Genomic DNA, 25671 nt, shown 5'->3' on the forward strand with positions numbered 1-25671 from the left:
GATTTTTTGCCGTTTTTGACTTTGGTTTTACGGTGCGAATGGAACTTTTATTTGAGCATTTAAACGAGTTTTTTATCGGGAAAAATTCTTAATTTTTTCAGCATTTTTTAAGTTGTTTTGGATAGGTTTTATCTGGTTTTTTTTACACTATTTTAGATGTATTTTTCTGTTAAATGATTCATTATTTTGACCTTTGGATCATCTAAATTTAAGTCTTATTTTTTTACGCTATATGGGTTGATTTTTTTAAGCAATTTCATATTGAAACAGGTGTTTGATCAGCTTTATATCGAGCTTCTGTTTAAAGGATTTTTTAAGGTAGAGCCATTCAGATAATTTTTATTTGGAACACCCTTTTTGCTCAGTTAAAATTATAGTTTTGATCCTGATTTATAGGTTCAGATCAAGACTTATTTATACCGTGTTTTTCTACATTAACTTACCTCTCCGTTGCTGGATCTTTCTCAGGTCTTACCGGTCAGAGATTTATAATTTAGGGGTTTGAAGAGCCATCTTTCTTGTGCTGTGGTTATCATTTAAGACAGGAATTTAATCGCCTTTTTCTGAATGGAAGATTGCATCGCATCAGCTGTTTTTGCATGTAAATTCCTTCTTCAGGGAGAGTAGAAGCGGTTGTGAGTTAAAGGTGGTTTAATGCTCTTGTTTGTCGCGATGTTACGTTTTTTACGCTCGAGTTTTTTGTATTTACGTTTGTTTTTTATGAAGCTTTTATATCATAATTAAAGCATCATCAAGTGTTTTAATGACTAGGTTTTTACAAGCTTTAGTGCTGCTAAATGAGTATGATATTGATTTGTTTTGATCCGGTTGCAGCTTATGTTTTTGACTGGCTTTTTAAAGGTTTTTTGATCTTACTTTCAATAGAAACAGGCTATGGATAAAAAAGAATACTGCCACAATGTGGGGAGGCAGTTGGCCATTCAGCTTATTTTATCTCAGTGAAAAGCGCTTGTTTTTTCTCCCGGAAAATCTTATTTGAGCCGTTTGATTTAGAGCTGGTTTTTTTTCTTTTTATAGATGGGATAGAGAAAAATAGAAGCCAGTATAATGGTTGCGCCGATGTAAAATCCACCTGTCATTTGCTCTTTGCTCTGAAAGAAAATAAAGGCTAACAATATGCCATATACCGGTTCCAGGTTGGTAATTAAAGCGACCCTGAAAGCAGATAAAGTTCTCATCACGGCAACGCCTGCAACATAGGCGACAGATGTACAAAGCGTACCTAAAAGAATAAGATAGAACCAATTTTTAGCGCTTAAATTGAAGGCAGTATGTAAGAGTGTACCATCATATAAACGGTATAGGGTAATCCAGAAAAATGCACCAATAAGCTCATAAAAACTGATGATAGAAGGTTCACTTTTTTGTACCAGTGTAGAATTGATAGTGGAAAAAAGACTGGATGCAACTGCTGCCAAAAGACCGAAAATAATCCCTAAGGTATACTGGCCTTCGAATTTAAAAATCATATATATACCCAAAATGATTAGCAAACCGATTAGGATGTCGCCCGGTTGTACCGGCTGTTTTTTGATCAGCGGTTCTAAAATCGCCGTAAATAAAGTAAAAGAAGACAGGCACACCAAAGTTACCGAAACCGTAGAAACTTTGATGGCATGGAAGAAAAATATCCAATGTATGGCTACAATTCCACCTGTTAAAAAGAACTTGGTAAACTGTTTTTTACTGATGGTAATGTTTTTTTTAGTGATTAAAAACCAAGCTAAAAGTGTGGCTGCCGCAATCATTACCCGGTACCAAACCATGGGTACCGCGTCAATGGAAATTAACTTGCCAAGCACGCCCGTAAAGCCCCAGACAAATACGGTAAGATGGAGGATGAGTAAATTCTTCTTGGTAATTTCCATCGCTATTTCGGGGCTTTTCTCAACAGGTAAAAACCTAGTAAGCCAAAGAATAATGTAGGCATGATGACGGCTGCAAAAGGGGGTAATCCGCCTTTGGTAGAAAACATTTGCGTAAACTGATTGAATACGATGTAAGCAAAGCTGATGAAGATTCCGATACCTAAGGATACACCAACTCCTCCGCGAACTTTACGCGAAGAAAGCGCTACACCAATCAGTGTTAACACGAAGGCTGAAAGGGGGTGCAGATAGCGTTTGTACTTTTCAAACTGAAGGTCGTTCATAACGCCTGTGCCGCGGATTTTTTCTTTCCTGATCTTGTCTGAAAGTTCCTTGGTGGTTAAATTTTGCACTACATTATCATAGGCCGAAAAATCATCCGGGCGCATATCCAGAATAGTATCTTTAAGCTTGCCGTTACCATAAATCATGGTTTCTTTCAAGCCATCAATCTTACGAATAGAATAATTGCTCAATTGCCATTTACGCTTAAGCGAATCCCACTTTATATTTTCTGCAACGATTTTTTTGGTGAGTACGTCTCCACTAAAATTATCCAGAGAAAACCGATATCCCGAATTCGTTTTGTTGTCGAAATTATCAATATAGATATAGGTTTTGTCATCCAGTTTCATGTGGATTTTGGATTTTGTGGAAGGATCGTTACGTTTCACATAGGTATTCTCGAAGCTGTTTTTTAAAGTATTGGTATAGGGAAGAAGATATAGGTTGGAAAGCAGATTGGCCGAAAAAATAATGGAAGCCGATACCAGGTAAGGAAATAAAAACCGGTTAAAACTCACGCCACCACTCAAAATCGGCACAATTTCGGTCTGATCGGCCATTTTAGCCGTAAAGAATATCACGGCGATAAAATTAATCAGTGGCGAAAGCATATTCACATAGAAAGGAATGGATCCGGCGTAATACTTGGAGAGGATTCCCCAAAAACTCAAACCGCTTTTCATAAAATCATCCATTTTTTCGGAGAGATCGAATACAACAATAATGATCACAAAAATCGCGAGGGTATAAATAAATGTACCCAGGTATTTCCCGATAATATACTGATCGATGATTTTTATTCTCCCTTTTAACAGATTCATTTTATAGTTTGTTGCCTAACACTTTAACCATTTTGTTTTTCCATTCGTAAAATTCACCCGCAATGATTTTTTCCCTGGCCTGTTTTACCAGCCAAAGATAGAAATGCAGGTTATGCAAGGTCGCGATTTGAGCGCCAAGCATTTCATTGCTGTGTACCAGGTGCCTTAAATAAGCTTTGGTGGTTACCTGGTCGGCATGCAGGTCGCTTTCCGCATCCAAAGGAGAAAAATCGTTTTCCCATTTCTTATTCCTGATGTTTATAATACCGTTTCTGGTAAATAACATGCCATTTCTTGCGTTTCTGGTTGGCATCACACAATCAAACATATCAATACCCAACGCAATATTCTCTAAGATATTGATGGGTGTACCAACTCCCATTAAATAACGTGGTTTTTCGGCTGGTAATATATTGCATACCACTTCCGTCATGGCGTACATTTCTTCGGCAGGCTCACCCACCGATAAGCCACCTATGGCATTGCCCTCACGGTTCATACCGGCAATAAATTCTGCCGATTTAATTCTTAAATCTTTGTATACAGAACCCTGAACAATAGGAAAAAGTGTTTGATCGAAACCATATTTTGGCTGGGTATTATCAAAGTGGGTACAGCAGCGCTCTAACCAGCGGTGGGTCATTTTGATCGATTTAGCGGCGTAGTTATAGTCGCATGGATAAGGGGTACATTCATCAAAGGCCATAATGATGTCGGCACCGATGGTACGCTGAATATCCATGGCGTATTCAGGGGTAAAAAGGTGTTTTGATCCATCAATATGAGAACGGAAAGTAACCCCTTCTTCCTTAATTTTACGCACCTGGCTTAAAGAGTATACCTGATAACCACCGCTATCAGTTAAAATCGGACGGTCCCAGCCAATAAATTGATGCAGGCCACCTGCTTTTTCAAGAATATCAAGTCCTGGCCTTAAGTAAAGGTGATAAGTATTTCCGAGAATGATTTTTGCGTCAATATCATTTTTAAGCTCACGCTGGTGTACGGCTTTCACCGTTCCGGCAGTACCCACAGGCATAAAAATAGGTGTTTGTATTTCGCCGTGAGCGGTGGTTACTGTTCCGGCCCTGGCTTTAGATAGGGGATCATTAGCCTGTAAACTAAATTTCATAATATATTTTCCTCGTCAAAAATCTGCCAAAAATAGCAAAAATTGAGGGCATATTTTTGTTTAATTTTTTATCCACATAAAAGTGATTTACAGATTAAAAATGAGAAATTTGCGCCTATTTATTTTACCATCGTGATATTAACCCCACTTGAAATTATTCTGCTCTCCATATTGGTTTTTTGCCTTTTGGTTCAGCTTTATTATGTATTATTTGTTCATTTGAAGCTGGCCAGGGTAAGCATTGAGGAAGTGCCTTTTTCGGCGCGTAAACCGATCAGTGTTATTGTTTGTGCCCGAAATGAAATTGTTAATCTGGAAAAATATCTTCCTTCGTTATTCAGCCAAAATTATCCTGAATTTGAGGTGGTGGTGGTCAATGATCGTTCCTGGGATGGAACCGAGGACTTTTTAGAAGCTTTAGAAAAGCAGCATCGTAACATCAAGGTAGTAAAAATTTTAGATAACGATAAATTTATTGCCGGTAAAAAGTTCGCCGTTACCATGGGCATAAAAGCAGCCAAATATGATTGGCTGGTATTTACAGATGCTGATTGTATGCCGGCATCTGACAACTGGCTGATGGATATGCAGCAGCCTACCGATGAGCAAACGGAAATTGTGCTGGGATATTCACCTTATATGAAAAGGCGCAGTTTGTTAAATGCGCTGATCCGTTTTGAAACCTTTTTTACTGCCGTTAATTACCTTTCTTTCGCCCTTAAAGGCATGCCTTACATGGGCGTTGGACGGAATATGGCTTATCAAAAATCATTGTTTTTTAAAAATAAAGGTTTTGCAGCGCATATGCATATCCCTTCCGGAGATGATGATTTGTTTGTAAACGCACATGCCAGTAAATATAATACCGCGATTCGCATACATCCCGATAGCCATGTGTGGAGTGAGCCAAATAAGACTTGGTCAGGCTACTTAAAACAGAAAAAACGCCATTTTGGTGCCGGAAAGTTCTATAAGCCGAAACACAAGTTTATTTTAAGCCTTCAGATTATTTCCCAGTTTCTGTTTTATGCCTTTTTTGCCGCCTGTATGTTTTTAAGTCGCGAAGCACAATATGTAGCACTCGCAATCCTGGGATTAAGCATTGTGATCAGGTGTTTGATCTACCCTACTTTACTTAAACGGTTAAACTATGGCGATTTACGTTGGTGGTTCCCGATTTTAGATATACTTTTGTTTTTCTTTTTAACCTTAAACGGATTTTTATCCTTGTTTGGGAAGAAAAATGTAAAATGGAAATAGTTCATAATCCTTTAGTTATTGCAATATGCCTGATGTAAAGCCAGATATCATTTTAAAATATTTTCCTGATTTAACTGAAAAGCAGTTGGAACAGTTTTCGCAATTGTTTGAGTTATATAGCTTCTGGAATGCACAGATCAATGTCATCTCGAGAAAGGATATTGAAGAGCTGTACGAGCGCCATGTGCTCCACTCGTTGGGCATCGCTAAAATCTGTACGTTCAAGGCGGGCGAATCGGTGCTGGATGTTGGTACCGGCGGCGGTTTTCCGGGGATTCCTCTGGCCATTTTGTTCCCTGAAACGGAATTTTACCTGGTCGATTCTATCGGCAAAAAAATTAAAGTAGTTAAAGAAGTGGCTTCGGCACTAGGTTTAGAAAATTTGCGTGCCGACCATTTACGGGCCGAGCAGGTTAAAGAGAAGTTTAATTTTATAGTATCAAGGGCAGTGACCCGTTTAGGCGAATTTTACCCATGGATTCAGGGGAAATTTAAAAAGGACTCAATCAATGCCATTCCAAACGGCATTTTATACCTAAAAGGTGGCGATTTGGCCGAGGAGATTAAAGAATCTAAACTGAAAGCAGAGTTATATCCGCTTTCAGCTTATTTTGAGGAAGATTTTTTTGAAACCAAATATGTGGTTTATGTTTTAGCGTAATTAAAAAAAAAGTAATATTTTTATTGTATTGTATATCATATAATTATAGATTTATTTTGTCCTAATATGGAATTCAATTCCGGATTTGTCCAATTTATTTTATGATACAGCGAGTTGCTAAAAATAAGTTAAAACAATTGGCCTCTAAATTTAGGGTAGTTGCTGTTGTTGGGCCAAGGCAAAGTGGGGAAAACCACTCTTTCTAAAACGACTTTTCCACGTAAGCCATATATATCATTAGAAAACCCAGATGTGGCCGAATTTGCTACGGCTGATCCCAATGGTTTTTTAAAACAGTTTAAGAATGGTGCAATTTTGGATGAAATTCAGAAACTTCCCCATTTGTTTTCCTATATCCAACAGATAGTTGATGGAAACAATAAACCTGGTTTTTTTATTCTGAGTGGTAGCAATAACTTTTTGATGCAGGAAAGTATATCACAAACATTAGCGGGCAGAGTGGCTTATATGCATTTATTGCCTTGCAGTTTGAAGGAATTAAAAAGTGCTAAACTACTATTAAGCTATGAAAACCACATTTTTAATGGAAGTTATCCAGAACCCTCTTATAAAAAGATAGATCCGACTGATTGGTATCCTAATTATATCAACACTTATATTGAAAGAGACGTACGTCAGCTCAAAAACATTACCGATCTGGCTTTATTTATGAAGTTTTTGCGTTTGTGTGCTGGTCGTACAGGACAGATTTTAAATATGCAATCGTTGGGGAATGATTGTGGCATTGATGCTAAAACAGTCCAGGCCTGGCTGTTTATTTTACAGTCTAGCTATATTATTTACTTATTGAGGCCATTTTACAATAATTATAATAAGCGAATTATTAAAGCACCTAAAATTTACTTTTATGATACCGGGGTAGCATGTAGTTTATTGGGATTGCAAAATACAGAACAATTAATATTACATCCCAGTATTGGTTCACTATTCGAAAATATGTTAATTATCGATTTGCTTAAGCAACGATTAAACAAGGGCCTGCAGGATAATTTATATTACTGGCGAGATAAAACGGGGAATGAATTGGATGTACTGCTTGATACAGCTACAGCAATTACAGCCATAGAAATTAAAGCCGGTGCTACAATGAATGCAGATTATCAAAAAGGCTTATTGTATTTTAAAGGAATAGCTGACGAAAAAAAAGCTTTGAAAACAATAGTTTATTACACAGGTATTACCTCTCAAAATAGAAGTAATGGCATAGAAGTGAAGCCTTGGGAAAAAATAATTTAATTAAACTGAAAGCAGAGTTATATCCGCTTTCAGCTTATTTTGAGGAAGACTTTTTTGAAACCAAATACGTGGTATATGTGCCACAGTAAGAATTATATTAACCTTTCTTAACTGGTTTTGGTTGGTTTGGAGTTGGTGGATCTAAGGTAATTCTTAGTACTTCACCTTTTACTGCTTTTGGTTCCTCAGGCGGTGGGGGAGGTACAGACCGGTTATCCAGAGTTATCATTATTGGCTGAGATCGTTTTTTGTTGTCTTTTTTAACAATAGGTGGATCAAATCTAACTTTGTTTACTTTTGGTTCATCAATCTTTTTTGCTTTAAATGAACCTGGTTCTACCGGCGGTGGCGGCGGTAATGTTTTGTCATTCTTTTTTGTAATCGGCTCAATTATCCTTATTTCCTCCATTTTTTTAGCTTTAGCTGATATCGGTTCTTTTGGAGGTGGGGGAGGTAATCTCTTTTTATCGGATTTTTTCTTTGTAGTGTCCTGTAAAACAAGAGCTGAATAGACCTTTTTCTCTCCGAACTGGATCGTGCTGTAACCTTTTGTGAATGCTGTTGTAGATAAAAACAGCATAAACGCGGCCAGCGGGATGATGAACAGCAGTTTGAGCCTGGCCCATCTTGTTGATTTAGTTTGATTTAACATACGTATTCTATTTTTTAAAAGTGAGGAATTAAAGAAATGGTTACTAAGCGTAACGGATTGATTTCCACAGGAATTTTGAATCAGGAACAAAGCATAATCATATTTTGCAATGTCTTTTTCAGTGGTCGCTTCGTCAGCAAGGTATTCATGCACGAGCCTGATATCATTCTTAATGAAATGAATAATTGGATTGAACCAGCTCGAAATCTGTATCAGTTCAAATAATATAATATCAAGGCTATGTTTTTGTTTAATATGTACCATTTCGTGTTTTAACACGGTAGGCTTCTGGCTCATTTCCGGATCAATAAAAAGTAGGTTGAAAAATGAAAATGCCACCTTTGAATTTTTTATTTCAATGAATGTGATGCCATTTTCCCGACGTTTGTGGACATTTTTCATTAATTTCACCAGGTACCTCAATCCCCATAAAACCTTTAGTATTAAAATTGATGAAATTGCCAGATATACTCCTAAAAGAATATTTTCCAGTGTAAAATCAGACTGAGGTTCTTCAATCTGGATAGATCCGGCATAGCGGAAAACCATTTCCTTCATTAAAAAGCCCAGCTGAACAAAAGGAAGTATGAAAGCAAGGATTGAACTGAAAATCAGATAAGATCGGTTTAGTGCATAAAAAGTTTCCTTATGGAGAAGTAATTTATAAAATCCGTAAAACAGGCTTAGGTATAAATTTGCTTCGAGTAAATAGTATAGCCAGCTCATCACTTGTCTTTTTTAAGTTTCTCTGCCAATTGGATAATTTCGTTGAGTTCTTCCGTACTCATGCTTTTTTCTTTCACCAGAAAAGAAACCAGGCTTTCATAAGAATTTTCAAAGTAATTGTTCATTACCTTATCGAAGGCAAAACGTTTGTAATCGGTTTCTTTTACGATGGGGAAGTAGATATGCGTATTGCCTACGGCTTTATGGTCAACAAAGCCTTTACTTTCCAGCACCCTGATTACGGTAGAAACCGTGTTGTAGGCGGGTTTGGGTTCGTTCATTTTTTCGATCACATCTTTTACCAGGGCTTCGCCCATTTCCCAGAGGATGAGCATGACCTGTTCTTCTGCTTTTGTAAGTTCTTTTATCATAGCAACTATTTTTGTAGTTTGGTTAATTGAAGTTACCACTATAAAACTAGTTTACAAACTATTTTTATAGTTTATTTGTAAGTTTATGATAAACAGTAGGATAATTTTTTAGCTGGATTTTATAATGAAAAAAAAAACCTGCCGGTAGGGCAGGTTGCTCATAATTTAAGGTTATAAATTAACGTAAAAGTTCTTTTAGCTTGTTGTTTAAGTTTTCACCTCTTAATCCTATGGCAACAACGATTCCATTTTCGTCGATCAGAAAATTTCTCGGGATAGCTGATACACCATAAATTAAGGCTGCGCTATTTTGAAAACCTTTAAGGTCGCTGACATTTTTCCAGGGCAATTTATCCTCTGCTATGGCATTAAGCCAATCTTCTTTTTCACGGTCTAAAGAAACGGCTAAGATATCAAAGCCCTTATCTTTGAATTCATTATACAAGTTTATCAACTCAGGGTTTTCTCTTCTGCATGGCGAACACCAGGCAGCCCAAAACTCAAGTAAAAGGTATTTGGCTTTTATTGAAGAAAGCTTGATTAGTTCTCCTGTAGTTGTAGGCTGTTCAAAATCTATGCATTTTTTACCGACAACTATTTCTCCGTTAAGGGTTATTTTTTGGAGAATCTGCTGCCCATAATTTGTTTCCTGAATAGCTTTACTAAGCAAGTTATATAGCCTGGTAGATTCTGTTTTCCCATAAGCTGTGGCATAAGCAGCTAGTACAGCCGCTGATACTATTGAATTGGGGTGCCTTTCAATATGTTTGATATATGCATTTTTCTCCTTCTCCCTTGATTTGAATATCTGGCCCATTATCCCATTCCTGTCAGGCTTCCCCTTTAAATTCAAAGCTTTTAATTTTTTGTCCCAAACTTTCTGCTCTGCTTCAATTGCATATATTGATTTAAACAATTGAGAAGATTCATTCAAAATTGGTCCACCTTTTGTTTTCGCTTGATGGAAATTTTTGTTAATACCATTAAGTGTAATAGGAACATTTTCCAGCCATAAAAAGATGTAATTGGTAAAAGACTTATCGTGTAAAATCGCTTCAACAGGAGAGTCGTTTATTTTTCCGTTTAATACGAATTTTTCATTTTTAACCTGTACCGAATCTATAATCTTGTTAGAATCTTTAATTTCCAAAAATAACCAAACATCATCTTTAGCTCCTTTTAAAGTCCCGGTAATTTTAAAACTAACTGCAAATGAATGTATCGGAACTAAACTTAAGAAAGAGATTATGGCGAGTTTAAAGCTATTTCTCATGTGTTGAATATTTGTCTGGATGATATTTTTAGAACTTTTGTGGCGTTTGCGGACTATCCCTCATAATCATTTTATTTTTCAACAGTTGTTGGAGGCCGGTTTGATTATCTACACGTTTTACTACATCCAACACAACTTCTGCTGCTTTGCTGAAAAACGCCGGCGTAATGGTATTGTACTCGTCTGTTGCCTGATGATAATCTTTATGATCTTCTACACCGAAGTATAAAAATGGAATATTTTTAGCATTAAAAGCACCCTGATCGCTTTGATTGGTCCAGTCATCGCGACCAAGTTTAGGATCATCATGGCCTAAACTTACTTTTATATCAGTCCTTGCGGTATCAATATATCGCTTTAAATCCGGGTATTTGAAAGTACCACATACGTAGAGCTCGCCTTTATCGCTATGGCTGATCATATCCATATTCAGATTAATGGCAATGGTATTAACAGGTATTGGTGGATTGCCTACAAATGCTTTGGCGCCTTGTAAACCCATTTCCTCGGCATCGAAAGCAGCGAAAATAATGGTGTTGTTGGGTTTGTTTTTTGAAAAATAGGCGGCAATTTTTAATAATCCGGCAGTACCTGATGCATTGTCATCGGCACCGTTGAAAACTTCACCTTTTATCACACCCAGGTGATCGTAATGGGCTGAAACTACGATCACATTGTTTCCTTTGCCTGGGATATAGCCGATAATATTGGTTCCGTTTACTTTTGTACCCTTCCTATCGTTAAAAATAAACTCCTGCGCATAGTTTACATGTGGTGGATAGGATTTCAAACCTAACTTTTGAAATCTTTCTATAATATACGCCCTGGCCATTTCAGCACCTTTGGTACCCGTTTTACGCCCCTGATAAGCATCTAATGATAATACTTCAACATCTTTGAGCAATTGGGTATCTAATTTGCCGGAAGCAATATTGTTTTGCTTTTTTACTGATGAACAACAGCTGAGCATCATGGCTAAGGGGATGATGTAGAGGATTTTCATGACCTAGGGTTATAGTATGATAGAATCGTCATGCTGAATTTATTTCAGCATCTTTCTGCAATATAGACCTTGAAACGAATTCAGGGTGACGGATCTAAATTTAAGTTTTAATTGGAATCTTTTAATATAATTAATTGTCAAACGCGGGTTTAAAGATCGTTAAAATCATCTGGAATTGATATCTTGCCTTTAAATGCACCAGGAACCCTTTTAGCCAAAAGTGGCTTATCTTCCGTTAAAAAGGTAACTATAACTTCCGTTTTGGTCTGTACAGGCGCTTTTTCTTTCAGCGTTATTTTTCCTTTTTCGTAATATCCTTTAACTGTGGCTAACATAGCTTTGGTGTTATTAACAAATATACATTTTTCAGTACGCTATTCCAACGCTGTTTTTTGTGCGGTATTGTGTTTCTTAAACTGATGGAAACGGCAGCTGTCAACATAAAATCGGGACTAAAGTACAGTAGGACAGTGGACTACCCAGGGCTGTTACCTCCATTTTTCGAAAGGAAAAAATATAAATAAGGGATTGCTTCGTCGGCTGAAAAACCTCATCCAATGACGAAAATAGCGAGTTACGCCGCTACCTCCCTCAAATCTACGGCTACCACCCTCGAAACCCCTTGCTCTACCATGGTTACGCCGTAAATGATGTCGGTACTGGCGATGGTGCGTTTATTATGTGATACAATAATAAACTGCGACTGGTCAGAAAATTTACGGATAATATTATTGAACTTATCGATGTTGGTATCATCCAATGGGGCATCAACCTCGTCGAAAATACAAAAAGGTGCGGGTTTTAGCAGGTAAAGTGAGAACAGCAGGGCAGTAGCTGTTAAAGTTTTTTCACCGCCGGATAACTGATTGATGGACAAAGGTCTTTTTCCTTTCGGTCTGGCAACGATATCAATATCGGCCTCTAGAGGGTTATTGATATCGGACAAAATGAGATCGCAGCTATCTTCTTCGTTAAACAAGGAGCGAAAAACCACGATAAAATGCTCACGGGCCTGGGTAAAGGCCTGCATAAATTTATCTTTAGCCGTATCGTCTATTTCTTTTATCGTTTGTAAAAGATCGGTTTTGGCTGCGTTAAGATCCTTTTTCTGGTTCTGGATAAACGTATAACGCTCTTCCATTTCTTTAAAGGCTTCCATAGCCATCGAGTTGATAGCACCGAATTCATCTAACTGACGCTTCATTTTTTCTACCTTTTGGCGGAGTTCAAATTCACTTTCCAGCGCTTCAATCTCAGTATCGGTTTCTAACAGGTCATTAATATCGATATTGAACTCTACTGCCAAACGTTCTTTCAAAGCATTAAGGTCGATTTTTAACGCATTCTTTTTATCCTTGATTTCAGTTAAAAGAAAATCGGTTTCTTCCCGGTTTTTGCGGATATTGGTTAAATCGGTTTCTACCTGATTTATACTGCCTTTAATTTCAAAATATTCTTTTTCCGCTTCGGCCAGCCCTTTTTCCATTTCTTCCCGTTGCTGATACATCTCTAAAAGGGTATCATCATTCAGATCAGTGTGTTGCAAAGTTGCCGTTATTTGAACCAGCGTTTCCTGCAATTCCTTATCGTTTTGGGCGATGCGCTTATTTAAAGCTTCCTCCTGTACAAAACGGTAATCTAAATCTTTTTCCAGGCCTGATAACTTATTTTGCTGTTGATGAAAACGGATATTGTCCTGATTGTACTTTCCCGCGCTTTCGTTTACCTGATCGGCAATTTCCTGATAATTGAGTTGTTGCTCCTGCAGATTCATGTGTGCTTCCTGCTGGTCTTTTTGCAATTGAACCAGGGCCGGTAACTTTTCTGATAAGGCTTTTTCGATCGATACAATTTTTTGCACAATATCTGTTTTCCGGTTTTCGCTGGTGGTAATAAACTCCTGGTACTGATCGCGACGCGTTTGTACAGAAATATGCTCATTATTTAAGCGGTTCATCTCTTGCTGCAAAGCATTGATCTGATTGATTTTTGAAGCTTCTTTTAAATTGAAAATCTGATCGGTTTCTGCCTTAATGGCTTCGTTGTATTTATTGATCAGCGATTCTGAAGCTTTAATTTCTTTGGCCAGATTCTCTAAATTCTTGGCGCGGCCAATCCTTTTACCTTCAAACAAACCTACTGAACCACCAGCCAATGTAAATTTGGTTTGCGCATATTTACCATTTTTGGCTAATACGGTTAAACTGTCAGTTGGGGTAGTTTTAAATCGGTTTTCTTGTTCGTTTTCAGCGATATAAACATTTTGCAAAAGCAAATTGCAGAGATGCTGGTACTTTTTATCGACCTCTACCACTGATAAGGCCGTTATCAATCCCTCATAACTGCCGACAGCAGGATTTTTATCCGGAACATTTTCTAAAATAAAAAAGTTTGCCCTTCCACGGCTGGCATCGGTTAAGAGATTAATCGCCTGGACCGCATCTGTGTATAGATCAACCACATAGTGGTTCATTACCGGTTCGAGATAGTTTTCAATGGCTATGCGATAATCTTCGTTACAAAATAAGATGTCGGACAGGAGTAAGGCACTTTTGGCAAAAGCATTGTTTTTCTTTAAAAAACGGATCGATTCAGGAAAGCCTTCCAGGCTGTCAACCAATGATTTGGTGAGGTTATATTCGTTTTGTCTGGCATCTTTTTTACGATTTTCGGCCACTAATTTTTCCTTATTCGAACTTAGATTAACTTCGGCATTGGCGAGCTGCGTTTTTAATAGCTCTTCCGCTTCGCTAAGGTTTTTAATGTTGGCCTGTTTTTCACGCACCTGGATATCAAGTTCGGCCAGGGCATGGTCGAATGCCTTTAGTTCCAGCGTTTTGGTTTCGGTATCATCTACATTGCGGTTGCTTTCCTGTACCAGGGCATCTTTCTGGATGTTTAGGATATCAATTTCTTTTTGTGATTGATAAACCTTGTTCTGCAGTTCGTTAACCGACTTAATCAGGTTATCAATCCGGTTTTTTTCAATCTGCTGCTGCTCCCGCAAGGTATCAAGTGTTGATTTCAGTTGTTTTAAGTCTGCTTCCAACCGATTAAATACCTCCGTTTCTGTTACCACCTCTTCATTTAAACGTTTGATATTGTATTTGATGTGGTTAACCTGGTTTTTATCTTTTTCCAGTTCGCCCGATAAACGTGTTTCTTTTTCCTGTAAAAAACGCATCTGCTCATTTTTTACCTTTTTTTCGCTTTCGTAAGCACGGATTTTGGAAACAAACTCGTTGGTGGCCTTTTGTTGTACCGAAAGGTTTTTCTCCTGACTGATACTGCCGAGCTTCAGTTTTTGCAATTCGGCCTCACCGCTATCTATTTTGGTACTCAGCTCGGTACGGTTGAGCATTTGCTGCTGCTCCTGGGTTTCGAGTGCGCTTAAGTCAGTACGGAAAAAGGCAATACGATGCGTGGCCAGTTGTACACTTAACTCACGGTACTGCTCTTTTAGCTTATAATAACGTTCGGCTTTACGCGCCTGATTTTCGAGTGTTTTCAGGTTTTTTTCAATTTCGAAAAGCAGATCTTCCACCCGTTCTAAATCAGCTTCTGTATCTTTTAGTTTGCTGAAAGTTTGTCTTTTACGGAGCTTGTATTTGGAAATGCCCGATGCTTCCTCAAACAACGATCTTCGGCTATGCTCTTTATTGGTGATAATTTCATCAACCATTTTTAACTCGATAATCGAGTAACTGTCAGAACCGATTCCGGTATCCAGAAAAAGGTCGGTAATATCTTTTAACCTGCACTGCACATCGTTCAAACGATATTCGCTATCGCCATTGCGGTACAATTTACGGGTTACAGTTATCTGTGAATAAGCAGTAGGAAGGATGTTTTTGGTATTATCGAAGCTTAATGAAACCTCGGCAAGCTGTGCCTGTTTACGGTTTTTAGTGCCGTTGAAAATGATGTTTTCCATCTTTTCCGAACGTAAGGCTTTGGTGCTCTGTTCGCCCAAAACCCAGCGCATGGCATCAATCACATTCGATTTTCCACAACCGTTAGGGCCTACAATAGCCGTAACACCCTCATTAAAGTTGATGGTCACTTTATCGCCAAAGCTCTTAAAACCTTTAATTTCTAACCTGGTGAGTTGCATGGTTTGTCATCGGGAGAACCGACCCCAATATTAAGGATAATTTTATGGTTTTTCAAGTTTTAATAAGCGTGTTTTTAACCACAGAGGCCACGGAAAGAAAGCACTGAGGGTACAGAGTTGGGCATAGTCTTCAAAAGCAGTCGCCTTGCTGATCCGATAATTAGTTATCAGATTTGAACCAGCATCTGATTAAATGTTTATCCATAAAAGGGGGTGTATCAAAAAGATTCATGCTGGCTTACCAAGCAAATTATATTTTGATAGTTCGTCATTCCCAATTTATTTGGGAACTTAATGCTGTTACAGAGTGCTTTAAGATTCCCGCATGCGCGAGAATGACGACCACCCGAATGATTCTGTCAATGGCAATCTGCTGACTATCTATTAAAGGTCCTGAAACGAGTTCCGGATGAAGAATCTTATTGTTTCAGCGTCCCTAAGTTTCTGCGGCTAAATTAAAATCTACGTTTATTTCACAATCATCAATTTGGCAAACTTAAGAAGCAATTGTTTATTCCCTAAACCCTGAAAAAATACCGTAGCTTTCACATCCGGCAACGTTCCTTCCAGGCTAATGATTTTTCCAAAGCCAAATTTTTCGTGTTCCACTTCCATACCACCCTGAAATTCATGCGGTTGTGATGGGGTAAAACCCGGGGTTGGCACATGTGCTTTGGCTAACAGTGATGTCGTTTTCGGACGCGCAGCCGGGGCAGAAGTAGTTGCGCCGGCAGCCGGTTTTGGTTTGCTGAAGAAATCACGTGGTTGTGAAGTCCATGATTTGCGTTCACTGTCAAAACTGCCATCAAAGCTCGTTGATTTGGCCGGTTTAACATCCAATTCTAAAAACTTCGGGTTAATTTCATTAATGAAACGGCTCGGTTCGCAGTTGGTTAACGTACCCCAGCGATAGCGGGAAGTGGCATAGGTAAGTGTCAGTTTTACTTCTGCACGGGTAATGGCCACATAAAACAAACGGCGTTCTTCCTCTAAATCGGTGCGGTTGGTTAACGACATTTGCGATGGGAACAGGTTTTCTTCCAATCCCACAATAAACACGTTTTTAAATTCCAAGCCTTTGGCCGAGTGGATGGTCATTAAAGAAACGGTATCCTTATTTTTATCGCCATCCTTATCATCGTTGGTTAAAAGTGCAACGTCCTGCATAAAAATATCAAGGCCTTTTTCCTCAATATCTTCACGCTCTGCAAATTCTTTAATACCGTTTAATAATTCCTGGATATTTTCATATCTCGCACGCCCTTCAACACTGTCATCAGTATATAGTTCTTTTAAGATCCCTGCATGTTGGGCAATAAACAGTGCCGAATCGTAGGCATCAAGCTTTTTGGCCTCTGCCTGAAAGCTTTGCACCATCATGGCGAAATCATTAAGCTGATTGGCCAAACGCCCATCAACATACTGCTGTGCATTCGAAATAACGTCCCACATGGTGAGGTTGTGCTGATCGGCCGCAACGATGATTTTATCGATTGAGGTATCACCAATACCACGTTTTGGATAATTGATTACCCGTTTAATGGCTTCTTCATCTTTAGGGTTAAAAGTTAAACGGAAATAAGCAATTAAATCTTTGATCTCTTTACGTTGATAGAAAGAAGTACCCCCGTAAATTTTATATGGAATATTCAGTTTGCGCAAACCTTCCTCCATTGCACGGCTCTGCGCATTGGTACGGTAAAGAATAGCAAAATCGTGATAGGTATAACCTTTTAAGCTGCGTTCCTGGATAATGGATTCGGCAACCAGTTTACCTTCTTCATTATCGGTAAACGCTCGGGAAACTTTGATTCTATCCCCTTCAACATTTTCAGAAAATACATTTTTTTCCAGTTGATTTTTGTTGTTGGCAATAATACTGCTTGCCGCATCAACAATATTTTGGGTAGAACGGTAGTTCTGTTCCAGTTTGTAAACCTTTAAATCAGGGTAATCGCGTTCAAAATTTAAGATGTTCTGGATGTTTGCACCACGGAACGCATAAATACTTTGTGCATCATCACCTACCACACAGATGTTCTGATAAGCAGCAGCCAGTTTTTTCACAATGGTATACTGCGAAAAGTTGGTATCCTGGTACTCATCTACCATCAGGTATCTGAATTTTTGCTGATATTTATTTAATACATCCGGATGTTCTTTTAACAGGATATTGGTTTTGAACAGCAAATCATCGAAATCCATTGCACCAGCCCTAAAACAGCGTTTGGCATAGGTTTCGTAAATCTGGCCCAACAGCGGACGTTTATTCTGGATATCTTCAGCCTGGATCTGATCGTTAGCCTGATACTCTCCCCAAGAAATGAGGTTGTTTTTTGCTGAAGAAATTCGGCCGTAAACAAAATTCGGGGCATATAATTTATCATCCAGCTGCATTTCTTTCAAAATTGCGCGGATCACACTTTTACTATCGTCGGTATCGTAAATGGTGAAATTATTTGGATAACCGATTTTTTCAGCCTCCACCCGTAAGATCTTGGCAAAAACAGAGTGAAAAGTACCCATCCAGATGTTTTTTGCTTCTGCACCAACCACTTTACTGATCCGCTCGCGCATATCTTTACTTGCTTTGTTGGTAAAGGTTAAAACCAGGATATTAAATGGGTCGGTACCGGTTTGGATCAGGTGGGCCACACGGAAAGTAATTACCCTGGTTTTGCCTGAACCTGCACCTGCAACAATCATTACCGGTCCTTTTGTGTTCTCTACTGCTGCTCTTTGTTGTGGGTTTAATCCTGCTAAATAATCCAAATCGGCTCCTGTTTTTTTGAGGTTCAAAAATAACAATTCTCGGGGCTTTTTGCCAAAGGTGTTGGTAATTAGTTGAAAATCTAATCGGTCGTCATGCTGAACTTGGTTTATTCGCTGTCTTATTTTTTAGGTTTGATCACTACTTCGAGGTCAGCATTCGTACGGTACTTCCTGTTGAGTCTGATTATAAAACAGTCTTTAATCGCAAATGAGCACTGACGGATTAAATCCATTACTTTTGCTTTCCGAAAAGCAGTTAAAGTATTTCATTTGCGTCGTTAGTCCTTTACTCTGCTCATACCTGCCCGTTCGTTCTGGCGGGTGCCTGCAGGCCTTGTGCGGAAGGCCGGTATCCGCGCCGCCAAGGTTTATATAATTGAGTTTGTAGGACTATTAAAGGTCAAAACCCGAATTCATATCTATCATGGCCTTTTAAAGCTTATCTGGTTTTCCGGGTATTCGTCTTGCTGAACGTGTTTTACAAGTAGAAATGGTATTTTCAGTGGTTTTATAGCTACTCTGTGGTCAGCATCTTTTGCTGTTGAGCTGATATGGTAAGGCTTTCGATCAGTTATACCCACCAAAATCTTCGGGTTAAAGCTCTTTGCTGTCAGATTTACATGCTTATTTTTTAGGTATAGAATTTGAGATAGTGCGATAATGGAAGAGAAAAAAATAAACAAGGATATCGAATTCACCAATATACCTGAAGGGGAGAGCCAGGATATTTATGTAAATTTAAAGGAGAAACTGGAAAGTGTAGAAAAGTTTCCGGGCGTTTACCATTTTAAATTCATCATCACGGGCGGCTTAGATAAAATACAGGATTTACGTGTTGTTTTGCCAAATGATGAGTTTATTGAGCAACCCTCCAAAACAGGGAAATATGTTTCCATTACGGTTAAAAAGGCGGTGCAGAATGCTGATGACGTGATTGCGGTTTACAAGCAGGTTGGTAACATTAAAGGAATCATGATATTGTAGGTAAGGTGAAAATATCGGTTTTAGGATACCTGCTAAAAATTTCCTGATAAAATAATAGCGGCCAGGATCAGCCCTGGCAGCTATTATTTATAGGGTTACACAACTTCCGGCAATTACTTTCCATTCCCGGTCAAATAACTTCCAGATTCTTAAATACCTGAAAGTACCTTCTACGGCTTGCGAATGATATACCGCATTCAGCTCAATTTTCACGCTAACCACCGCTGTATCGCCGATCAGATTAATTAGCTGTTCAGAAGGCATGATGGTGTTTACAACCATATTTCCGGATGTATAATTTTCCATATCCATGGCCTTTGTTATGGTTACGCCGTTAGGCAGCGTGAAAAGTAAATCTTCATGCAGAAGCCTGTCTAAATTTTCTACATCTCCATGCTTTATAGCCTTTAATAGGCTGTCTTCTTGTAAAATGATCTGTTCCATAGCATTCATCGTGATTACTTTTTTTTAAAAAATTACATCCAATTCTCATCCCTGCTTTCTACCTGGTATAACCAGTAATTTACCAGTTGCTTAATTTCGGTATAATTGCCATACTTAAAATGGATCTGACCAGCGGCGGTATGTAAAGTGAGGTGGCCAACATCAACTCCTTTATGCCAGGGATATTGAAAGGTGGTAATGGCCTGAATTTTACCCGTCAGCACAATTTCATTCGAAATATCCCAGATTCCGCCTGTTTTGATAATGAAATCCTGACTTACCGAAATTCTGTGCCGGCGGTAGCTGATGTAGATCATCACCACACCTAAAACCAGGTACGCGATTGCAATACCGATATAAGGTTTCACTTCTGGCATATTTAAAGCGATGATCAAAAAAAATGAAACGGGGACTATCAGTTTGAAGAAAATGGGTAGATTTAAAAAACGCCAGTCGGGAATAAAGGTTTTTCCCTTTGGTGGTAATTTGCCCAATATCATTTTCAGTATTTCGTCGCGTTCACCTGCATTGCAGCCCGGAATTTCTAAAGTGTTTCCCTGCATTTCATGTCCTTTTTTACTTTGACCAAAATGAGCCTGTTTTAAACGCATGTTGAACATGTCCATTTTTTTCTGAAAGTAATTCTGGCTATAGGTGGTAGTCTGTACCTTATTCGGGGTAATGAGGGTATTTTTCTTGGCAATCAGTCCTGAAGAAAGCAAGAGTGTATTGGAATTTTCGCTAATTTCGAGTTCAAAATACTTGTAAAAGGTTCTAACGAGGTTAACAACTAACAGTACGATTAACAGACATGCTATTAAAAAACAAACCGTAACGATGGTTAACATACCTGTTACGGTGTGCTGTATTTCATCTTTATTAATTTTAAAAGCATCCAGTAACTGCCTTCCCTCATAAATAACGGTATAAAAAAAAGCAACAATTAAAGCTAAGCTTTGCCCATAGTTAGAGGTTAATCCAACCTTAAGCAACGTCCATGAGCTTATCCTTAAAAATGGTGTTTCATTTATCCTGTCGCTGTCCCGTTCTGCTTCCTGCTGTGTATCAGTCTGTCTCGTTATAAGATGTTCTTTAAGGTTATAGGCCGAAGTCTCGTCAATGGCTTTGATACTTACTTCCTCTCCATGAGCGCCTGCAGTATCGATTTTTAAACCATAAACACCGATAATTTTCTGCAAAATATTCTGGTTAATGTTAACTTGCTGTATCTTATCTAGTTGAATAATGACCTGATCGCGATTGAATATGCCTTTATTGACTACAAATTCCTGCTTTTCTTTATCTAAAAAAAAGTTGAATTTTAAGTACCATATGTAAGCCAATATAAAACTGAATGCAATTATGGCAAAAATACCCAGTATGAGGTAAACGAAAGAAGTGCCAGACATCTTTAAAAAGGCAATCAGAAATAAGAAAAAAGTTGCCTTGCCAATTTTCAGCATCGTATGTGCACCCATGATAATGATACCCAGGGCCGATTCGCGTTGCGGTTTACTAAAATCGTTATTCATTGGTGTTCAGGTCTGCTGATGGATGTTCAAGCTGGTCTAGTTTTTTCAGAAGCAGGTCTCTAATCCGTTTTGCTTCGTCAATTGCGATACCCGAAATATGGATGTGGCCGGTTTGGCCGCCTGCCGTGAATAACTGTAACGATCCCAATTTGTACATTCTGGAAAACAGGCCTTCATTTAGCTCGATATGTTGAATCCGGTTTAGCGGGACAATTGTTGTCGATTCTGCAATAATGCCCCTTTTATAAATAATATCATGGGTACGGATCGCATACCCCCGTTTCTTAAAACTTGCGCTAAAAAGGAAAAAAAAACTCCCTGAAAATGCAACATAAACGGGAATCATCCAGGTTGAATTTGCTTTTACTTCATCAATAAAGCATATCAGAATACCCATTATCATGCCCAGCAAGCCGAAGATGATCAACAGATTAATACGAATGATTTTCCAATAGTCTGCATGTGGCCGGCTTAAGCGGATATTTTCATATTTTGGAAGAAGATCGAGATTTATAACTTCGTTGGTGAAAGTGTTCTCTGTACACATATTTAAAGGTATAAAACATTATTCAGCTATCAATAGACTCCTGTTTAAATCTTTTGTTACCTCGCCACAATAAACTTTTTGGTCGTGTTGTATTGGCCGGAATCAGATGAAATTTTGAAGAAATAAATTCCTGGAACAAAAGCAGACGTGTTGATTTCTAAGGTGTGTTTTCCGACATTCAGGTATTCATTTACGACCGTTTTAACCAACCTGCCCATCAAATCGTAAACCTGGACATTAATTTTATCTGTTTCGGGTAAAACAAGGTCTATAAATGTTTGCGTGGCTGCAGGATTCGGGTAATTCTGCGTAACTGTAAATTTCAGAAATTTATCAAAAATCGCTTTATTGATCGTATCGAAAATAACATAGCTCACCAATCGATAGCCCCGCGCATTTGGATGAAACGGATCCTGGTAGAGCGAAAAGTCGCGTCTCATTGCCGCATTTACATCAGCCAGGTATATTTTATATTCTGTTGCTAATTTTCGGTAAGCTGCATTGATGTTCCTGATGTTGGTATTTACAGCAACATACCCCTTAATGGTTCTGTCATCAACAAACTGTAGGGTGCACAAAATAGGAACTAATTTTTGTTTAAGGCTAATCGTAATTAAGGCCCGCATATTGGCAACGGTTTCGGCTACACTTCCTTTGCCCATAGTCATTGCAATAGCGTCATTAATGCCCATATTAATAACAATAAAACCTGTTCTGCCGGCAATGGCATTGTCGATTCGGAGTAGTCCCTGAAGTGTAGTCTGGCCACCAATGCCGTGATTGGTTATATCTACAATTTTACCTGGATAACAATTCGTAAAATTGTTCTTGAGCATGGTCTGAAAACCAATACCTTTTACGCCTTCTACGGTGCTGGCGCCAAAAGTTACGATGTTGATACTGTCTTTAGAATAATATTGCGCGGCTTCGGGGCAACTTACCCGGGTAGGAGGAGCTGTTGGCCCTTGTGCGAATGAAGAAATATGGACGACAAGAAGCAGCAGCAGAGATATAAATACTTTCGCGCTAAACTTCATTGTTAAAAATTCTTTCGTACAGGATTTAAGGATATTTTAATTGCGCAATTTACTAAAAAGTAACTATAAATAATATTTGTGCCATTCTTTTTTACAAACATAAAACGATTTGTATCTTTTAAAAGACGGCTTTTAGGATTTAACATCAACATCCAATTTTGAGCTTAAATCATTAATAGCGATATATCTGAGTTAGCCAAACAGTTTTATAGCTGCCTTCATGATAATTTGACCGTTTACTGTGCCTTTTATCTGGTAAAGCCTATATTTGCCCAAACTAATTTTGTTATGCAAGAGATTAAAAAATACGTAGAAACGCACAAACAACGTTTTTTAGATGAATTGTTTGAGTTATTGCGTTTTCCATCGGTTAGTGCCGATCCTAAATACAAAGCTGATGTTTTAAAAACTGCCGATTATGTGGCACAAAAACTAAAGGATGCGGGAGCTGATCACGTAGAAATTTGTCCAACGGCCGGGTATCCTATCGTATATGGCGAAAAAATTATCGATGCTGCTTTACCAACTGTTTTAATATATGGCCACTATGATGTTCAGCCTGCAGACCCATTGGAACTTTGGCATACCCCACCTTTTGAGCCAACCGTGCGCGATGGCAAAATTTACGCCCGTGGTGCCTGCGATGATAAAGGTCAGTTTTACATGCATGTAAAAGCTTTCGAACTGATGATGGAAACCAACACATTGGCTTGCAATGTGAAGTTCATGATCGAAGGTGAAGAAGAAGTTGGTTCAGCCAATCTGGGTATTTTTGTTAATGAAAATGCCGAGCGGTTAAAAGCCGATGTGGTTTTAATTTCTGATACGTCGATGATCAGTATGGAACACCCCTCAATCGAAACCGGTTTACGTGGTTTGGCTTATATGGAAGTGGAAGTTGTGGGTCCGAACCGCGATTTACACTCCGGTGTTTATGGTGGGGCAGTAGCCAATCCGGCAACCATTCTATGCAAAATGATTGCTTCTTTGCATGATGAAAACAACCACATTACCATCCCTGCATTTTATGATAAAGTGGTAGAATTAACAGACGAAGAGAAAAAAGCCTTAAATGCTGCACCGTATAACGAGGCAGAATACAAAAAGGACCTTGATATTGAGGAAGTTTGGGGCGAAAAAGGATATTCGACCCTAGAGCGTACCGGTACACGCCCAACTTTAGAGGTAAACGGAATCTGGAGTGGTTATATTGGCGAAGGTGCCAAAACCGTGTTGCCAAGTAAAGCCAATGCCAAAATTTCGATGCGTTTGGTGCCCAACCAAAGCTCAGAAGAAATTGCCGAGATTTTTACCAAACATTTCGAAGGCATTGCGCCGAAAAATGTAAAGGTAAAAGTGACGCCGCACCATGGCGGCGAACCGGTGGTTACCCCAACAGATAGCATAGCTTACAAGGCGGCTGAAAAGGCAATTGAAGATAGTTTCGGCAAAACCGCAATTCCGACCCGTGGCGGAGGCAGTATCCCTATTGTAGCCTTGTTTGAGGAGGTATTGGGCATTAAATCGGTACTTTTTGGTTTCGGTTTAGATAGCGATGCCCTGCACTCGCCTAATGAGAAATATGATGTTTATAACTATTATAAAGGAATCGAAACGCTGCCTTTATTCCATAAATATTTTGCAGAATTGAGCAAATAAAAAAACTCATTTTGAGCCAAGCGCAGCATAGTGGAGATCTATCTAAATAGAATACTCCACTTTGCTGCGTTTTTTATTTGATTCCAAACATGATAATAGCCTTAATTTTATGGTGAGTCTGAGTGGAGCCGATAATCTTGAAACGACCGCTACCAGCGTGGGTATTGTAAAATCTCTGCGTTTATCTGCGAAATCAGCGGGAGCTGATTAGCCATTTTTTCCCCCAGATTTAAAAAGATCAGCGCTGAAAAAAATAAGAAAATGAACAGTCTGTGTTTCATAGACGCTACCTGCATTTGCTTTCCAAAACCCTTCTTAGTTTGAAACTCAGCATCCTTTGCGCCTTTCTTCGTGCGCTTTGCGGTTAAATATGCCCTTTATGGCCAAACTCAGTTTTCTCTGTGCCACTCTCTGTTTACTCTTTGGTTAATTTTTTTAGCGATCAATATACGTTTGAAAACGAACGGTCTGTGTTGCATAGGTACTTTTGTCCCGCCAATCGCTTCTAGTCCTCATTTCGTTTCCCTCCATTCCGGGCTATCCGCTGCTGTCGCCTGCCTGCTGCAGGCAGGGGTTTATTTAACTGCGGGCCGTTCTTCGAAGCAAAGCCTGTACCTTGCATTCGCTATAAAACCTTTAATAGTATAACCAGCCTTGCCACCTAACCCCAGGATCTGAGTGGATGCTACCGATCTTCATCGGAGCAGGAACGGGAGCGAGGCTATCGAAACCGATCAGCACTGCATTTGCTTTCCAAAACCCCTTCTTCATTTGAAACTTAGCGTTCTCTGCGCCTTTTTTTCGCGCGCTTTGCGGTTAAATCACCTGTTATGGCAGGCTTAGTGTTCTCTGTGTTTCATCTCTGTTGCCTCGGTGGTTAACCATATGCACCCAACTTTGCATTCTTTGTATCTTTTTTTCGTGCTCTTTGCGGTTAAATTACCTGTTATGGCAGGCTTAGTGTTCTCTGTGCCACTCTCTGTTTACTCTTTGGTTAATTTTTTTAGCGATCAATATACGTTTGAAAACGAACGGTCTGTGTTGCATAGGTACTTTCGTCCCGCCAATCGCTTCTAGTCCTCATTTCGTTTCCCTCCATTCCGGGCTATCCGCTACTGTCGCCTGCCCAATGTCGTTAAGTTAAGCTATATCCCTTTGTACATCAGAGGTTTTCTCTTTTCTTTATAGACCTTAATTCTTTTGAAGCTTCTATTGGATCTAACTATATCCGTGCAATTCTTTAATAACTTTA

19 protein-coding genes are annotated in these 25671 nt (G+C 38.8%); 5 read left to right on the forward strand and 14 right to left on the reverse strand.

All coding sequences use genetic code 11. From position 1 onward, the window contains the following. Positions 1–1010: 1010 nt before the first annotated feature. From QZ738_RS15410 to tgt, 3 genes are read right to left on the reverse strand one after another with little or no spacing between them, the layout of a single operon-like run. On the reverse strand, positions 1011–1889 hold the full coding sequence (locus tag QZ738_RS15410; RefSeq protein WP_293788631.1) for a DMT family transporter: 879 nt from the start codon (positions 1887–1889) through the stop codon (positions 1011–1013). A gap of 2 nt (positions 1890–1891) precedes the next feature. After that, positions 1892–2995 (reverse strand): LptF/LptG family permease, encoded by a 1104-nt coding sequence (locus tag QZ738_RS15415; RefSeq protein ID WP_293788632.1) that lies wholly within the window; start codon positions 2993–2995, stop codon positions 1892–1894. Between the two features lies 1 nt (position 2996). Continuing rightward, positions 2997–4127 carry a tRNA guanosine(34) transglycosylase Tgt gene (gene tgt / locus QZ738_RS15420; RefSeq protein WP_293788633.1) on the reverse strand — a complete coding sequence of 377 codons (1131 nt, stop codon included), beginning with the start codon at positions 4125–4127 and terminating at the stop codon, positions 2997–2999. A gap of 42 nt (positions 4128–4169) precedes the next feature. Here tgt and QZ738_RS15425 point away from each other — a divergent pair, with 42 nt between their 5' ends. The 3 genes from QZ738_RS15425 (at position 4170) to QZ738_RS15435 (ending at position 7305) form a co-directional block, all read left to right on the forward strand. Continuing rightward, the gene (locus tag QZ738_RS15425) at positions 4170–5387 is read left to right on the forward strand and encodes a glycosyltransferase (protein WP_293788634.1); all 1218 of its coding nucleotides are present in this window, start codon (positions 4170–4172) and stop codon (positions 5385–5387) included. 25 nt (positions 5388–5412) lie between these two features. Next, positions 5413–6048 carry a 16S rRNA (guanine(527)-N(7))-methyltransferase RsmG gene (rsmG, locus tag QZ738_RS15430; RefSeq protein ID WP_293788635.1) on the forward strand — a complete coding sequence of 212 codons (636 nt, stop codon included), beginning with the start codon at positions 5413–5415 and terminating at the stop codon, positions 6046–6048. 159 nt (positions 6049–6207) lie between these two features. Continuing rightward, positions 6208–7305: an ATP-binding protein gene (locus QZ738_RS15435; RefSeq protein WP_293788636.1), complete on the forward strand. Its 1098-nt coding sequence runs from the start codon at positions 6208–6210 to the stop codon at positions 7303–7305. Between the two features lie 97 nt (positions 7306–7402). On the opposite strand, the gene QZ738_RS15440 is transcribed toward QZ738_RS15435, so the two are convergent. The 7 genes from QZ738_RS15440 to QZ738_RS15470 form a co-directional block, all read right to left on the reverse strand. Then, positions 7403–8359 (reverse strand): M56 family metallopeptidase, encoded by a 957-nt coding sequence (locus tag QZ738_RS15440; RefSeq protein WP_293788648.1) that lies wholly within the window; start codon positions 8357–8359, stop codon positions 7403–7405. A 323-nt stretch (positions 8360–8682) separates the two neighbouring features. Then, entirely contained in the window at positions 8683–9054 is a 372-nt protein-coding gene (locus QZ738_RS15445; protein ID WP_293788637.1) for a BlaI/MecI/CopY family transcriptional regulator, read from the reverse strand. 178 nt (positions 9055–9232) lie between these two features. After that, positions 9233–10327, reverse strand: a complete 1095-nt coding sequence (locus QZ738_RS15450; RefSeq protein ID WP_293788638.1) for a TlpA disulfide reductase family protein — start codon at positions 10325–10327, stop codon at positions 9233–9235. Between the two features lie 28 nt (positions 10328–10355). Further along, positions 10356–11330 (reverse strand): M28 family peptidase, encoded by a 975-nt coding sequence (locus QZ738_RS15455; RefSeq protein ID WP_293788639.1) that lies wholly within the window; start codon positions 11328–11330, stop codon positions 10356–10358. A 149-nt stretch (positions 11331–11479) separates the two neighbouring features. Then, on the reverse strand, positions 11480–11665 hold the full coding sequence (locus QZ738_RS15460; RefSeq protein WP_293788640.1) for a hypothetical protein: 186 nt from the start codon (positions 11663–11665) through the stop codon (positions 11480–11482). A gap of 239 nt (positions 11666–11904) precedes the next feature. Next, positions 11905–15444: a chromosome segregation protein SMC gene (gene smc, locus QZ738_RS15465; RefSeq protein WP_293788641.1), complete on the reverse strand. Its 3540-nt coding sequence runs from the start codon at positions 15442–15444 to the stop codon at positions 11905–11907. Positions 15445–15912: 468 nt separating this feature from the next. Continuing rightward, complete coding sequence (locus QZ738_RS15470) at positions 15913–18216, reverse strand: ATP-dependent helicase (protein WP_293788649.1); 2304 nt, start codon at positions 18214–18216, stop codon at positions 15913–15915. Between the two features lie 660 nt (positions 18217–18876). Here QZ738_RS15470 and QZ738_RS15475 point away from each other — a divergent pair. After that, on the forward strand, positions 18877–19200 hold the full coding sequence (locus QZ738_RS15475) for a DUF493 family protein (RefSeq protein ID WP_293788642.1): 324 nt from the start codon (positions 18877–18879) through the stop codon (positions 19198–19200). Positions 19201–19287: 87 nt separating this feature from the next. On the opposite strand, the gene QZ738_RS15480 is transcribed toward QZ738_RS15475, so the two are convergent. From QZ738_RS15480 to QZ738_RS15495, 4 genes are read right to left on the reverse strand one after another with little or no spacing between them, the layout of a single operon-like run. Continuing rightward, on the reverse strand, positions 19288–19644 hold the full coding sequence (locus tag QZ738_RS15480; protein WP_293788643.1) for a nuclear transport factor 2 family protein: 357 nt from the start codon (positions 19642–19644) through the stop codon (positions 19288–19290). 32 nt (positions 19645–19676) lie between these two features. Then, entirely contained in the window at positions 19677–21176 is a 1500-nt protein-coding gene (locus QZ738_RS15485; protein ID WP_293788644.1) for a PH domain-containing protein, read from the reverse strand. After that, positions 21169–21723: a PH domain-containing protein gene (locus QZ738_RS15490; RefSeq protein WP_293788645.1), complete on the reverse strand. Its 555-nt coding sequence runs from the start codon at positions 21721–21723 to the stop codon at positions 21169–21171. The genes QZ738_RS15485 and QZ738_RS15490 overlap by 8 nt, the downstream gene beginning before the upstream one ends. Before the next feature lie 56 nt (positions 21724–21779). Further along, positions 21780–22760 (reverse strand): SGNH/GDSL hydrolase family protein, encoded by a 981-nt coding sequence (locus tag QZ738_RS15495; RefSeq protein WP_293788646.1) that lies wholly within the window; start codon positions 22758–22760, stop codon positions 21780–21782. Between the two features lie 288 nt (positions 22761–23048). Here QZ738_RS15495 and QZ738_RS15500 point away from each other — a divergent pair, with 288 nt between their 5' ends. After that, entirely contained in the window at positions 23049–24419 is a 1371-nt protein-coding gene (locus QZ738_RS15500; RefSeq protein WP_293788647.1) for a dipeptidase, read from the forward strand. The last annotated feature ends 1252 nt before the right edge of the window (positions 24420–25671 follow it).

Source organism: uncultured Pedobacter sp., assembly GCF_913776295.1.
Taxonomy (GTDB): domain Bacteria; phylum Bacteroidota; class Bacteroidia; order Sphingobacteriales; family Sphingobacteriaceae; genus Pedobacter.